This is a genomic window from Caldifarcimen microaerophilum (genome assembly GCF_055387105.1).
In genome coordinates this window covers 240,404-255,751 of the sequence record NZ_AP038914.1, presented here as the reverse complement: position 1 = coordinate 255,751, position 15,348 = coordinate 240,404, and the positions used below count along the sequence as shown (strand labels likewise).

Here is a 15,348-nt window from a genome sequence, read left to right as displayed (position 1 = left end):
GAAACCTGCGATGGACTTCTGTCGCAGGCGTGGGCCTCCACCCCCGTGAGGCGGATGGGAAACATCTCCCTGAGAGGAATGGGGCTGCGTTCGGCCCGGAGCCGATTTTCGCACCCGCCTTTATCGCCCCGGGATCACAACTTTCCACATCCGCCGTTCGCCCCGCATCACCTCCACACCGTACACACCCGGAGGAACCTTCCATTCCCACCTCCCCTGTCCTCTCACCCTCCCTCGCCGGGTTCCAACCTCCCGACCCAGCACATCAAACACGCGGACCACCAGGCGCTCCGGTTCCTCCACGTGCCAGACCACCCGAATCGCACCCCGTCCACCCACCACACGAATCCCTTCCGAACGGGCATCGGCTGCCTGAACACCGGACCCAACTTCACCCGGTTTGAGCCAGGGTTCCCAGATCACCACCCCCTGTCCGGGAAGGATGCGCCGGGCGATTTCGGACGATTCATACACACCCCAGTCATTCCATCGAGCCCACAGCGTATCTTTTCCGGTGTGCACCACAAACACCTTGCCTTCCCGCACCACGTTTCCTTCAAACCTCCCTGAACCGGCCACGAGCACCGTTTCGGCCTGCACCACGCGCGACCCTTCCACCTCAAAATCCCTCACATTCCGAAGGTCCAGCGCCGTTCCGGTATGTTCGAAAACCATGTCCCGAAGGGTCACGGCGATGGGCGCTTTCCCCGCAGACTGAACCTCAAGTCCCCGCATGGCCCCCACAACCTTCCAGCCCGAAAGCTCGAGATCCACCGGTGAATGGATCAAAATCCCTGCCCAGTCACCCGGTTGCGGAGCCCACCGATCGCTTGTGAAAAGAAGACGAAGCCCTTCTCGCTTTTCATGCGCCGGTTCGACGTTCAATTCCCCGCGGACGATCAGCTCCACCCGATCCGAATCCTCTCCCGCCCGGCTCATATCGTATCCTGCCAGGGCATACACCGCAAACCCGGGACACACGCTCACCCGGACCCCCTCGGGGATCAGCCAGTCTCCCGCAAGCAGAAGAGGATGGCACAGCGTGGTGTCTTTCTCCACCCCGCCCATCGTGTAGGTGGGAAGCACCTCCACCGGACCCCCCACCCCTTCTTCATCGTCCACCACACGGGTATCCAGAGAGTCCAGATTCACCGTTCCCAGGAAATTCCCGCCGAAGAACAACGGCTGTGGACTCCGGTTGATCAGCACGGTATCGGTCTGGAAGAAGGCGTTCAGGCCTGCAGGGAATTCTCCGGGTGAGCGATAGAGATCCGCCCAGAACGCACCGTTCCATGAATCCACCCGAATCCCCACCCGGGCACGCTCCACCCGATTCTGACGAAGCACCACCCGATCCGAAGGGCTTGATCCTGCAAGGACAAGGGCTGTCCCCACCTCATCAAAGCGGTTCCCCCGGAGGACCCAGGTGCCGCCTGTGATCCCGACGGCCCGTTCCTGTTTTGCAAAGCGGTTGCCTTCCAGAACGCCTTCGCCCCATCCATACACCCCCCACGGACCGCCGGTGAACGCGCAGTTCCGAAGAACCACCCGGCCCCCTTCGGCCCGGATCCCCCAGGCTTCCGGTTCACCTCCGGAGAGAAACCTGCAATCGCTTCCTTGAAGCTGTCCCCGAACCACCCATTCGATCCGGCTTCGGTTCCATCCGGATTGTTCGCCGTCTCCCGGTGCGTGAACGATCTGCGCACCCTGAAGCGCCACCCGGACGCTTTCGGGGATGGTCACGTCTCCCGTAACAAAGACCCATCCGGTCAGCGTGGTGTCTCTCAAAACGCCCGAGAGGCCGTGAATCACCGGATAGAACGGCCCCCTCCGGATCCGATGACCGGCGTGATCCTCCGCCTCCACCCACATCCGGTTCACCCCGAGGGGAAGGGCAAACGCCACGGTATCCCCTGCGAAGGCCAAGGGTTCCACCTCTTCCCACTTCCTTCCATCCCGAATCAAGCCCACCACCCGTCGAACCCCGCTCGCATCCCACACCCGGAAGCGCGAGATTTTTTGAATCTGCGATGAGGTGTCCAGAACGCTCCCCACATACCCCACCCAAGGCCCTTCGCCTTCCACAGTTACCACCGCACCGTCCACCGATTTCGTGGTGTCGGGGAGAACCAGGGAAAGGGTGTAGTGATACACGCCTTCTCCGGGAAGGGTGTCGGCGAGGGGTGATCCCGTCAGGGCGGGCCAGATCCGCACAGCACCCGGGACAGGTGCAAGACGCTCCCGCTCCACCCGATAGGTGACGGGATACCGGTATTGCACCACAAGCAGGGGCGTTCCGGCAATCCCTCCCGTGAGCACCACCCGCCGATCCGCATTCACAAACCCCATCACGCCGTCCGGCGCACCCCGGAACCGGAGCACCACCGGCGTGTCGGTGATCTCCACGTGGAAGGGAATGGTCTTCCATCCTTCTCTTGAAAACGCCCGTTCTTCGGCGGCCCGCAGGGAGTCTCCCACAAGGATTTCGGCACGAATCCGTCCACTCACCCCGAAAAAGCGGATCTCCTCGATCACGGCGGGAAGCTGTGAGGGAAGGAGCACCACGTCCACGGTCCGGGTGGTGTCCACCACGATCCACCGTTCATCGAGGCCTCTGGCATACACCACTTCTTCACCCGGATGGCGCCAGAGGAGGACGGGGCGATCTCCCCGTTTGTTCACCACCCGTTCGAATTGGGTGGTGAGTTCCACCGGACGGCGGAAATAGCCATAGGTTTCCGGCCAGGTTCCGGACGGCCAGCGGGTGGTGTTCCCGTCGGCATCCACAAGCCATGCGAACCAGGCCACCGGCCGGCGATCGCCTCCCCAGACCAGGGCCACCAGCGTATCGCCATACACCGAAGCCTGCAACGTATCCCACACCGTATCCCGACGCACCAGGAACCATCCGCTCACCGGGCTTTCGTCCTCCACGGCAAGGGCAAGGCGGACCGGCTGTGTGGTGTCGTCCGGAACGTCCACCCGTGTCCCGGTGACCACCGGTCCCGCATGATCCAGTCCCGAAAGGGAAATCCACATCATCCCGGAGGCAAGCCGCAGGCTTTCCGGAAGGGCGAACAGTTCATACGCAAGCCGCGCCATCCCGTTGTGTCCACCTGCAAGGCGATCCCGGTGGGTGAGAATCATCTCCGGTGCCTGGAAGGGCGTCCAGACCGTATCGTCAAGAAGCAGGACCGTGTCATCCTGCGCAAGCTGGAGGCGAACCTGAAGGCTGTCCGGAGACCGGTGCTCACTCCGGATCCGCATCCATACCCCCAGGGACTCCGGCGGTCCCTGCTGTGCCCGCAGTTCCATTACCCCCACCTTGAACCCCTCCACATCCACCCACACCCGGCCCGTGTCACCATACAACCCCCGATACCCCACCGAATACGACGCACTCACAAGGGGAGGAACACGCCCGATCAGAACCGTATCGCCCCCCACCCGAACCGGCACCGAAAGGGTTTCTCCCAGAACCCCCGGATTCAAAAACAGCGTGTCCGGTCGAAGACTCTGGACCACCAGTCGCAGCGTGTCGCCAATCCCGTAGCGGGGGCGTTCGGGATACACCGTCAAGGAATCCGTCGCCACCTGAATTTTCCGGCTCGTCCAGAGCACGCCCCGCCCGCTCTCGTGGTCCACCTCCAGATACACATCCTGCGTCGGTCCGGCCGTGTCCATCACAAACGCCCACACAAACGTGTCCGACGGAGAAGGAAAAGTTGGAATCAGCGTGTCCTGAGCCATCCCACCCCGGTACCGGTGGAGGACCAGGCTGTCCACCCGGGCGGTGTCTGTAAAGCGAAGTCGGACCTGATAGACGATGTATCCGAAAAGACTTTCGAGGGGCATCCACGGGGTCAGGGTGTCCACCCGTCGCACGTGCACGGTCACATGCTGCAGGCTGTCTCCGAACAGGCTGACGCGCACCGAGTCCACCGTATCGGCCAGGACGGGCGAAATCCACACCGCCGGCGTATCCTGTGGGACAAGCGCCGTGTCCACGGGGAGAAACCCGATCTTCTGTCCGGAAAGTTCAAGGGCCAGGGTGGTTTCCTGCATGTGATACCGGAAGGTGAGGAATCCCCGGAAGGGCACGATGCTCCGGTTTTCCAGTATGGCCTGAATCTGGACCGTATCGCCCACCCGTGCCGCTCGTGGAACGAAGAAGGAGTCTTCCACACCAAGGCCGTCCACCCGGAGGGTCATGATCCAGGTCTGTCCTGCAAGTTCGAAGTAAGGACGTTCCACCGCGCTCACGAAGGCGGGGGGCAAGAAGACCATGAAAGAATCCCGGAGGGTATCCCCGGGCCAGAGGGAAACGGCCCGGAACTCCTCGTTTTCGCCCCAGACCCACCGGAGGGTATCGAAGGCATAGGCGGTGCCGTGGTTGGTGAGGGTGAAGGGGATCACGATCCGATCCCCCATGGTGGCGTGGAGGGTTTCGGGATAGGTCAGCTGGAAGATCGGGCGGAAGAACACTTGCCGACCGTCCCAGAGATAGGGAACACCGCCTTCAAGAAGCTGGAGGGTGAGGCCGAATCGGTCGGGGCGGGGTGCGGGAGGGAGCCAGAGGGTGAGGGTGTCGCGGGCGAGGCTGTCCAGGGTAAAGAGGCTGTCGGCTTCGCCGGCTTCATAGGAGACACGGATCTCGCCGGTGAGGGGCCGGGGAACGGGGTTTTCCAGAACCGCGTGGACGCCGATGCCGTTTTCATCGGCAAGGGAGTCCACCCACCAGGAGAGAAGCACCGGATAGGGCAGGCGAACCCGGATCCGGAAGGAATCCCGATCCAGTTCCAGTCCGCCGGTGCCCACCCGGAGGATGGCCGTGTAATCTCCGGGCACGAGGGCAAGGGGATGCTGCCAGTTCATGGTGTCCGGGGCAAGGAGAAGCCCTTCGGTGAGGTGGACGATCGTATCCGGGGGACCTTCGGTTTCGGCCAGAACCTGAAGGTCCATCCATCCCGAGTCCGGCCGACCGGACACCTGAAGCAGCGTGCCCACGGTGCCCACCGTATCACTCCAGCGAACCACGCTGTCGGCAAGAAGAATCTGGACCTGAGGAGAGAAGGTCAGGACCCGGGTGACCTGGAAGGTGTCGTTGGGCGTGATCACGGAAATCTGGAGGGTGTCGGATCGGGGCAGAGTGGGCGCGAGATGCCAGGTCCGTTCCACGCGCCCTTCAGCAAACAGCGTCTCCTGCAGGGCGGTATCCTGAAAGGCAAGGTGGATCCTCACCGGAACGTCCCGTCCACGGGGCACGATCATGCGTCCCTCAAAGGGATCGTAGGTCACCCAGCCCACCGTTCCCGCAAGGCTCACCTCAAAGGTGTCCGCCCCCACCGTGTCGGGAACCATCACGGTGTCAGGCTCAAACCCCACCGATTCCGGTTCCATCATCCGCACGGCCCGGGAGAGGAGAAGGGAGTCTTTCCGGACTTCCGCCCGGAGGATCAGGCTGTCCGCTGTGAGATTCACGGCAAAGGTGTCCCGGAATCCGGAGGGAAGATCCAGGAGGGTGTCGAGGAATGTGGTATCCAGGGTAAAGATTCTCAGTCGGGACGAGGAATAGAGGCTGTCGGAGAGGTTCTGGAGGTCCAGGAACACGGTGAGGGATTCCCCTGGCCAGACGGGGTTGGGACCGGGGAGGAAACGGGCGACCACGCCGCTCGAGTCCACCCGGAAGACATCCTCGGCCTGGGCAACAAGCAGGCCCAGGGAATCTGTGCTTTCAAGGAGAATCTCCACCCGGTAATCTCCCTCGGGGAAGGAGTCCGGTGGAGGAAGGAGGGTGTCCACCTGAATGAAGCCTTCGGTGAGGGTGTCTTCCCAGAGCGTATCCCACACCCAGGTCTCCGGGGAGCGAAACAGACCCGTGAGCGCAAGAGCCGGGCAGACCGGCGAAGTTGTGGCGTGGGTGACCCGGGTCAAACGCACATGGATCTCCAGGTCGGTGGAGGGCCAGGGACATGCCGAGTCGGATGCGGGGGAGAGGAGGAGAAGGGAATCCAGGGGATACCAGGTTCCGAGTTCGGCGCGTTTGAAAGCAGCGCAATCATACCGGAACCGGTGACTCACCGAGGTTCCGGGGACCGTGGGATCGGTGTGGTTGATGTCAAGCCATTCCAGGAGGTCAGCGCCGATGTCAAAGACCCGATAGAGCACTTCGCCGGTGAGTCCCCCTTTCACCTCGAAGCGGTCGACGGTGGCGTAGGTGCCCCAGGAGAGATCCAGGTCTCCCTGGAGGAGAATGGGGACGATCCCCCGGGCCCAGTGGGGATAGCTGGATACGGCGGGACCCCCGTCGAAGGGGATGGCGTTTCCGAGGGTGTCGAAGGCCAGGAATCTTCCCGAGTCGGCAGCATAGGCGAAGATTTCCCCGAAGTGACCGGCAAGGACCTGTGTGAACACGCCGGAGGCGAGGGTGCGGACCGGTGTCCCCGTGGAGGTATCCACCAGCGCAAGCGTCCCGCCGCCCGCCGTATCGCTCACCACCAGGCGATTTCCGATCTGATCCGCGTCCACCGGTGCGGAGAACCCGGTGTAGGAGCGGATGGTGGCGCCGGTGGCAGGATCCAGGCGATAGATTCGCCCCGTTCCCAGTTCGGTGACCAGAAGTTCGTTGCCGAAGATCCCGAGGCCGGTGGGCTGGTTGAAGACAAGGGTGTCAAGCACGGCGAGGGGGCTTGTGGAGAATTTCAGGACCCGTCCCGAGTCTGGCTGAGAGGCAAAGAGAAAACCTCCTGCTTGCACGAAATCTTCAAATCCTCCCGCGTCCGGCAGGGTGAGGGACTGGATGACCGCATAGAGGGTGTCGTCGAAGGTGAGGAGGCGGGAGGTGTCGCCCACCACCAGGAGGTGGGTGAGGATGGAATCTTCGGGTGCCACCAGAACACGGGAATACGTGACGTTCAGGCGAGGGGGTGGGGAAGGTGACCCCTTCGTGTGGAGGGCGAGGTTCTTGCGGAACCGTTCCAGGCGGGAAGGTGCGGGGACCGGACTTCCCGATTTGGCAAGGTTCGAGAGGTTGACCGAAAATCCCCGCCTGTTCCAAGTTTCGGCGGAGTCCCGGATCACCCATCCCCGCGAGGGGTCCCAGTCCACACCTCCATATTGATCCACGTGGTTCCATCCGTCCAGAACCAGGGTGGATTCCTGGACACCTTCGGCGTTTCGGAGGAAGGTAAGGGAAATGCGTGCGGGGAGGTCAGGGCCATGGTGGCTGAGGGAGAAGGTGGTGGTGGGGGACTGGCCGGCCAGATACACATCCTGGAGGGCGTCCACCTGGATGGAGTCCGTCCAGCCCTGGATGAAAGCGTGTTGGCCGAAGTGAGCGGGTGAATAAGGGTTGCCCCGGGCCACAAGGCGAAAGCGATACCAGCCGGAGGGGAGGAGGGGAAGGGGTGCAGGAGAGGGAAAGGTGGAGGTTGCACCGGGGTCCACGATGAGCGAAGCGCCGTTGAAGGTGAGGATGGCAACGGGAAAGGTTCCTTCGGAGGGGAAGATATACAGGGTGTCCAGGATGAGGGTGTCGGAGAGCCCGCCGACGTTGGAGAGGATGAGGGTGTATCCCTGTCCGGCGGTGAGGGTTTCGGGGATACTCCAGAGAAAGGCGGAAGGAGGGATGACGAGGCGTGTCCGGAAGGTCAGGGTATCGGCCGGATCGCCGGCCGATCGGAACACCCGTATGGTGGGGAAGAACAGGCCACTCCGTGGGGGAAGGAGGGTGAAGGACCAGGGGATCAGCGTGTCCACGTCGAAAAGATCACGACTTGTGTCAGGCCGAAGGACGATTTCCAGGGTATCGGGAGCGCCGCCCAGCGAATCCGGGTCGCGGGCAACAAACAATCGGGCTTCTTCCCAACGTACCCGGGGATTCTGACGGTTGAATCCTGCGCGGATTTTCAGGATGGAGAAAAAGGTTCCCCCTTCGACGCCTGACGTTGTGCTTGCAGAGTCCAGAATTAGAATCCCTGGGCGGATGATTTCGAAGCGGGATTTTCGAAGATAGGGCAGGGTTGCCGAACGTCGTGTGACAGTCCAGAAATAACGTTTGTAAGGGGGGAAGGTGTCTAGCCAGGCCGGACGAAGGATAAAGGGAAGTGCCGGGAGGGGAAGAAGGGTGTCGATTCGCGCTCCTGCAGCGAGTTGCGGGAAAAAAAGGGTGTCGGTGAACAGCACCTGTGTGTCGGTGTCCACCGCTTCAAGGCGGGTCACCACCTCCAGACTCTCGATCACGAAACTGGAATCCGTCACGAGGTTCTCCACGCGCAGGAAGACATGGGAAGAATCCAGTGTCATTTTCAGTGTGTCCCGGGCACCATACGGGTCTATGGGCACGACCATTGCAGAAGTGAGAGAAACAGGTAAGCTGTCAACCAGGATGGACGGTTCAATCCGGTAGTATTTCCCTGGAGAAAGGGGCGGTGAAGGCCACAGGGTGTCCTGAAGGGTGTAGATTCCGGGTGTATCAACCGTAACAAAAAACGTATCTATCCACCATAACGAATCCTCCTTGGTGGCCCTGACAGAAATATGGAGGGGAAGGGCATCCAGGGGACTGTCCGTGACGAATCTGAAGGTAAAGGGGATGAGACGGGAGAACACGTGGTTCTGCAAAAACGTGTGAACTTGGAAGGAAGCATCAAAGGACAGGGAAACATTGAGACGTATGGCTGTAGATGTAGAAACTCTTAAATCCGCATCGTATACCGAGGCCTCAAAAATTCTTCCGCGTCCGAGGATTCTTGGAAGGTCCAGGGTGATTTTCACCGGGAGTTGGACCTCAACGCCGGGAGCAAGGGTACATGGGGTATCCACCAGCATGTTAGCCCAATCATGCCACATTGTTATTCCCACTCGCAGGGCAAGAACCGAATCCGAAAGGTTTTTCACATGCAGCCACAGGGTATCTCCGATGCGGGTGTCGCTCTGACTCCGGACGGTGAACCAGGCGCGAACCGGGCTTCCCGCCGGGTTCTCCGGCTGGATGTTTGGTGAACGCACGGCAAGCCAGCCCACAGGCATGTCCCGAAGGAGAGAATCTCCGGATCCAAGAAGGCGGACATTCACCGGATACACGCCAGCAGAAAGTCCGGCCGGAATGTCCAGCACCAGATTCAGGCTATCTATCGAGTCAGAAACGACGAGTGTGTCCAGCCAGAGGGTGTCCGGATGAAGGTTCCACCAGGAGTAGAAAAACACAAACGGGACGAGACGGTGCACGGATAGATCGGGAAGGACCAGCGTGTACGCGAGACCTGATGCGCTCTGTCCGGCCTGAATCTCGTGTCCCTCATGGGGCGCAAATCCCCAGAAGGCAAGGCCGGCCAGCCATCGCTGGGTGAGCGCTGGAAGCCGTCCCCGGGCGTAGTCCCAGTCCGGATAACCTGGGGCAACCACTACATACCCCTGACCGAAGGGATAGATCACGGCTGCCCCCTGCGCATTGGTCACTTTCCGCACCATCCATACGGCGTCCGCGGGAGCCTCCACCACCGAACCGTCGGTTGCGAGATAGGATCTGTCGAATCCAAACCCGCAGGACAGGGGATGCCATGTGTCAAAATAGGTCTGGGATGAGGCGCACTGACGTTCCTCGTCCCATCCGGTGACGGTGAGTTCGTCAGCGCGAGGAAGGACCTCATACGCTTGCGAATTTTTCTGCGAAAACACCACAAGCACACCACCCCGGGAGACAAAGTCTGCGATGCTGCTTGCAAATGCAGGCACATTCTGGAAGGGAACCAGGCCGTCGGTGGGGATGAAGAGGACCCGGAGGCTGTCAAAAGGGATCCAGGAGATCCCGAGCACTTCAAACTTCATGGAGTCGGTGTTGAAATCCACTTCCACACTGGGAACGCCCGCATCGAACAACGCAGCCTGCAGCGCCGCACTTTGAGGCGCGCTCAGAATGCCCACATAGGGGCGTATATCCGGTGTGGGGGCAAGAAGATCGGTGGGGAATTCGACAGGCGGAGGCACTTCTTCGTTTTCGTCCGGACCGGTGGGATCGTCTGGTGTGACACTCACGTATCTTCGGACCGTGCGGGACGCCCAGGTTACGGGGAGACTGTCCACCGTGTCGCAGGGAACGTTCAGAGAAGCGAACACCCTGGCCCGGCAGGGCGTGCAGGACTCGCTTCCCACCACGGTCAGGAAGTAGTTTCCCTGTTGGTCCTGGCTCACCGTTCCTCCCGAAGCCCAAACCCGGACGCGATCTTTGAACTCCCGGGGTCGGACATGGACATAGATGGGGACGGTTTGGGCCTCGCCGGGAGGCACCACACCGATGGGCGGAACGGAGACCGAAACTTCCGGTGTGACGGTTCGAAACGTTGCGGTGTAGCCTTCTGGAGCCCCGTCGTCATTTCGATCCAGCGGTGCACCGCACCGGTTGCGGAATTGATGGGGCACAGAAAGGGTATACACTTTGCACACGCCAAGGGAATCGCCGGGAGCGAGGTTTCCTGAAACGGTGGATGAATTTTGCCAGGCATATTCCACGACATGCTGTTCAAAGGAACCTGTGGACCGATCCCATCGGACAATGGTGATTGGGCCTCCTGTGGTGGTATCCATGATCTGGTCAAACACGATGCGGATGGGGGGTGTGGGGGAAACGCCGTCTTCGCCTTCTGCAGGGCTGGAGGCCAGAACCCAGGGGCCGTCGACGGGAGAGGGGCGGATCTCGATTTCTTCGGATTGCTGGAACTGGAGATAACCGGGGACCCAGGCTTTCACCCGGAGGAGGATCCTGTCGTTCTGATAGCTTCCCGCATAGCAGGAATCGGGGGTTCGGGGATCGATGGCCTGGATGGTGGATTGATAGGTTTCCCCCGGCTGAAGCCACACCGTGGTGTCAGGATCGTGGGAAAGCACGAGAATGGAGGAGGGGATGAGGAGGTCGTGGATGACACGGACGGATTCTGCGCGCGGGTTTTCGTTTGTGACGGAAAAGATGAGGGTGAGGGTTTCGGCGAAGGGGACCTGGAAGGTGTAGCGGTTGGTGAGAGAGGCGGAGTCGTCCGGTGGGAGGGTGGCGAGTTTGGGGGAGGAAGCGGGCGTCACGTCGGTGGGAAGGTGGAGGGAGTCGGTGGTGAAGGAGAACGGTTGGGCGCAGGAGGCGTTGAGGGGGTTGCCGGCGGTATCGCGCACGATGGTGGTGTCGAGGGAGACGGTGTATTCAGTAAGATAGCGGAATCCGTGCAGTGAGTCAAACGGAGAGATGATCACGGTTTTTAAATCCGGTGTCCAGGTGTAAAGAAGGGGATAAGGGATTTGAGGGGACAGTCTGAACCCCCTTTGGACAGATGAAATATCCATGGGGCGATTAAAACTCAAAATCACTGATTCCTGCACGGACACACCCTGATCTCCGTTTTTGGGAGAATGCTCGGTCAGGCATACGAACCATTGAGGCTCCACTTCCAGCAATGCGTATCCGAAATCGTTGTTGTCCAGGGGCCAGTTGGGAAGAACGTTAACCATTTCTCCTTCTTGACCCGGATCCGTTTCGACGCTGAAACTGTCATTTCCCACCTTAAGTCCCCATCGAATCGAGGCCACCCCTTCCAGCCGTTCTTCAGCCAGGAGAGGGAGTTTTTCTCCGGGTTTTCCCCAGACCCATTTCCGATCCTGATCTGAGGTGGGTTTGATGATGATCACTTCGGGATCGGTGGGAACCGGGGGCAATTCCAGGTTCTTCTGTTTGCTGTATGGCCCCCATGACCAGTCCAGATGATCCACACTCCCTTTCTCCCAGAGACAGCCATGCAGCGATGCCCACAGCTCATTGTCCGATAAAGGCTGCGAATAAAACCTATGAGTCTCCATAAAAGTTGGATCAAAAGCCACTTTTGCGTTGCCCACAAAAACTGTATCACCTTCCATAAAATCCACCATCCAGTCGTTGTCTCCGTCATAGAATGGACGGCGATCAAAATCCAGATTGCCATTTTCGTCCTGGAGCACCGGAGCCCAGTTTGTCCAGAAGTAATCATGATGGGCTTTTTCGTGCACCACAGTCATTCCCATGAGGTCAATTCCTTCATACGTTTCATCGCTGCTGTATTGATGTCCTGCACCCGAAGCCAGAGAGGTCACGAACACGCCGTTGTCACCAGGCTGGTAGCACCCGCCAGGGAGTTCCAGACCCTGGACATTGCAATCCGAGGGGGATTGCAGGTATCGGATCTTATCGGGTGTCCATCCGACGGCATCGGCGATCACCTGTCTCCAGTAGTAAAACCATGCAGGCCAATTTGTCCCTTCGATCACCGCATTTTTCTCAAAGTAAATTGCCACAGGAACCAGCGCGCGCTTCTTTTTCTCTTGAGGGGTGATCTTCAGATATTGGACCTGTGGGCCTTCGTATTGCTTTTCCCATTCCTGGCGGACCTTTTCGGGGAGACGATCTTGCTTTTTCATCCGATACAGCTTGATGATCGCTACTGTCCGAATGGGATACCAATCTTCCTTCTGTTTGGACCATGGAGATACGGGTTTTTTAAGCCTGGTTTTGTCATTTACGAGTTCCAGCAAAGTTTGAATTGTTTTTTCTGATGTGTCCCATTCAGGTATGCTTCCAATTGCAATTCTGCGCACGCCCCATGGGTATCGTTTGTCCTTTGCGACGGCGAGGAGGGAATCTCTGAATTCTTCATACCAGAAGGAACTTGCCTGGACGATGAGCCATCCCCGGTACATCCGGCTCAGGTTTTTCTTCTTCAACTCCGACCGAATGAAGTCTTTGGCACACTCCATGCCTTTGAGAGACCAGGGGAAAGTTTTCTGTGGAAGCAGATCCTGATGTTTATCGTAAAATCGAATGTCCTCCACGATGATTTTCAGACTGTCTTCGCAGGTGAGATATTTCGCCACTTTACTTAGTGCCCAATCCACAGGCACACTCCGTTCAGATCCCATTTCAAGGGCTTGAAGATGAGCCCTTCGCTGTACCTCCTTGACAAATTCCAGGGCACTTGTCCTCGATTGGATTCGGGTGCTATCAAAGGGAATGTATGGATTGGTTAACTCTTTCTGGTTCTGGCCTCCGCTGCTACCCTGACGTACATCGTAACAGGTATAATCTCTGGCTTCAAGCCAGACTGGTGTAGCCATGACCAGAAAAACAGCCAACCACCTCATTTTAACCCTCCTTGTTTCACGTCCCCAAGATTAATTTACGCCAAATCCTTCAAACCGTAAACCCCATGGACACCCCCACCCGAACCCTCCCCCGTCAAGGGGGAGGGAATGGCCGTCCATCCGCTGTTGCGAGTGCTTTCTCCCCTCCCCTGGTGGGAGGCGTTGAGGGGGTTGCCGGCGGTATCGCGGACGATGGTGGTGTCGAGGGAGACGGTGTAGGTGGTGGCATACCGGAGGTCTTTGGTGGTGTCGGTGGGGCGGAGGGTCACGGTTTTGAGGTCACTGGACCATTCCCATTGCCAGAGAAAAGAGGGTGATATGTTTAATCCCGCCCTCACCGAACTCGTATCCATGGGGCGGGTGAAATGGAGTCGAATATTGGCAGTGACAGGCACACCCTGTGCACCGTTTTTCCTCTCTTCGAAATCCATAATAGGACATACCCCCATCACCCCTTCAACCCGCACCTCTTTCACCCCAAAATCCTCAATACGCTTGGGATACCAGTTCTCCAAGTTCATAACCTCCTCTTCCGTCAGGACCAGGTCCTCCCCGGGACTCGTCCAGTACGTCTTGACCACACTTTTCCCTCTCTCGGGTTCCCATACCTCGATGTCCCAACGAATCATCTTGACGTTCGTATCTTTTGCCTCTGCACGCAAAACAAAACTCTCATTCGCTCTCATCACCCACCGCCGATCCCATTCTGACCGCGGAAAAACAATCCGAATTAAATTGTCTTCGACAAGCCCTCCCAGTGGAATATCTTCCTGTCGGCTCAGACTCCCTCCGTCGTCCCATGACCAGTCCAGCGCATCCGCCATATGGGGTTCCCATACACACCCCTGTGCAAGTGCATAAATCTCTTCATCATCGAACTCCTTATCAGGAGCGTACGGCGGCGCTGTAAATCCATAAAACGTGTGAGTTCTCCTGCGTGTGGGATCTGAGGTAAAAAGGTACGCATTGGGCCGAAACGTGCCCTGGCCAACCCATATCCCCGCCGTTTCTACACGATCCGGAATCCTGTCTCCATCGGAATCGATATCCCCTTCTCTCGAGGCATCGGATATGTTCCTGTGGGCCAATTCATGAAACACCACCATCCCCATCAGATCAATCCCTTCGTAGTCTGGACCAATTCCGTAGGGACTTCCCATTCCACCCGCACGCTCTGTTACCGCAACCGTTCTTCCTCCAAGGTAACATCCCATCGCATTGTCGTGATGACATTGGGAAACATCTGCGAAAACCACTTCACCTTCACTCAAAGCGGGAGTAAATTGAACGATCGCTTTTTTCCAAAAAGCAAACCAGGCCGGTAGGTATCCCTGAAGCTTTCGACGGTATGGGAAATAGTAGGCGACGTTGAAAGTCGTCACATATTTTGGGAAACTCCACACTTCCTTTCTGATTTTTTCCTCATAGTAACTTCGAATACTGTCGGGGATATATTTTCCAAGCCCAAGGAAGTTAAGCATGATGTAGGCTTCGTGCTGAATGGAGCCCAATTCGTAGACTCTTGCTTTCCAGGTTTCCAGTTCTGGAGTTGTGAGAACGTGTAGGAGGAAGTTACGGGTTGTATCCGAGGTATCACGCAGGGAGGTAATGGCGATGATTCGGAAATCCCGTGGCCAGGTTGTGTCCAGTACAATGGCAAACAGGGAATCTCTGAATTCTTCATACCAGAAGGAACTTGCCTGGATGATGAGCCAGCCCCGGTACATCCGGCTGAGGTTTTTCTTCTTCAACTCCGATCGAATGAAATCCTTCGCACACTCCATGCCTTTGAGAGACCAGGGGAAAGTTTTCTGTGGAAGCAGATTCTGATGTTTATCGTAAAATCGAATGTCCTCCACGATGATTTTCAGACTGTCTTCGCAGGTGAGGTATTTCGCCACTTTACTTAGTGCCCAATCCACGGGCACACTCCGCTCGGATCCCATTTCAAGGGCTTGAAGATGAGCCCTTCGCTGCACTTCCTTGACAAATTCCAGGGCACTTGTCCTCGATTGGATTCGGGTGCTATCAAAGGGAATGTATGGATTGGTTAACTCTTTCTGGTTCTGGCCTCCGCCGCTACCCTGACGTACATCGTAACAGGTATAATCTCTGGCTTCAAGCCAGACTGGTGTAGCCATGACCAGAAAAACAACCAACCACCTCATTTTAACCCTCCTTGTTTCACGTCTCCAA

The 15,348-nt window shown here is 58.4% G+C and carries 2 protein-coding genes; both read right to left on the bottom strand.

Going from position 1 to position 15,348, the window contains the following annotated elements:
* Positions 1-120: 120 nt before the first annotated feature.
* Positions 121-12,930: an Ig-like domain-containing protein gene (locus tag AC6HU3_RS01180; protein WP_497473981.1), complete on the bottom strand. Its 12,810-nt coding sequence runs from the start codon at positions 12,928-12,930 to the stop codon at positions 121-123.
* Positions 12,931-13,187: 257 nt separating this feature from the next.
* A complete protein-coding gene (locus AC6HU3_RS01175) occupies positions 13,188-15,320 on the bottom strand; it encodes an Ig-like domain-containing domain (protein ID WP_497473980.1) in 2,133 nt (710 codons plus the stop codon).
* Positions 15,321-15,348: the final 28 nt, after the last annotated feature.